Source organism: Acidithrix ferrooxidans (assembly GCF_000949295.1).
Lineage (GTDB): Bacteria > Actinomycetota > Acidimicrobiia > Acidimicrobiales > Acidimicrobiaceae > Acidithrix > Acidithrix ferrooxidans.
This window is the reverse complement of the sequence record NZ_JXYS01000181.1, coordinates 1-687: the sequence shown is the minus strand read 5'-3', so window position 1 is coordinate 687 and position 687 is coordinate 1. Positions and strand designations below refer to the sequence as shown.

At 53.9% G+C, this 687-nt stretch carries 2 protein-coding genes; both read right to left on the bottom strand.

What is annotated here, in order from left to right:
- Positions 1-240: 240 nt before the first annotated feature.
- Positions 241-378, bottom strand: coding sequence for a hypothetical protein (locus tag AXFE_RS20290; RefSeq protein ID WP_160291929.1), 138 nt, complete (start codon positions 376-378; stop codon positions 241-243).
- A 114-nt stretch (positions 379-492) separates the two neighbouring features.
- Positions 493-687: hypothetical protein (locus AXFE_RS20945; RefSeq protein ID WP_235347945.1), on the bottom strand; the 195-nt coding region annotated here is incomplete at its 5' end.

The window sequence follows — 687 nt, the reverse complement described above, 5'->3', positions numbered from 1 at the left end:
GAGCGCCACGAGGCGCCATTAGACCGTGTGGAGATGAAAGGACTCCACCTTGGACCTGTCGCAGCAGGGCCAATGAAGTTATGGGCAGTCTAAGCCTTCAAACGTAGGCAAAGATGGCAAGCAGCCCTGATAAAGCCGGAACAGGTCAGCACTACCAGATGATATGGGTCCGGCAAACAAGACCGAAAGGTGTACGTGAGGAACCAGCGCAGTAAAGCTTCTCAAGTAAATCCCACCAGCTCAAATCTGGTAGATATGGGCTGGGTAGCAGCGCGCATCGATGCTTTTGTATCGAGAACTCTTTAGTTGGTCGATGTCGCCAACTAAGAGGCCACGGAGAAAGCCTGCGGCGTAACCGTGGCGATGCTGCAGGGGCAAAGCTGGGCACCTAATCGGTCAAACGGTCTAAAGGTGAACGTGGGAACCATTCGAGTGGCTCCCTCTCCGGCCAGCATCCAGCTGGCAGAAGGGAAGGTTCGTTGTCGACTGATGCTATTCGAATGGGACGGAGGGGTCGTAGTAGTCCGAGGACGGGAAAGCCGTCCACATGGCGAAGGACCCCAGCAAAGTTATAGAAGAATCTACATAAATGGAGGACACCTGTGAATACGGGCGCATCTGGCTTTGACCTCTCGGAGGCCGAAACCAGAGTACATCAAATGCAGACGAAGCTGTACCAATGGTCAA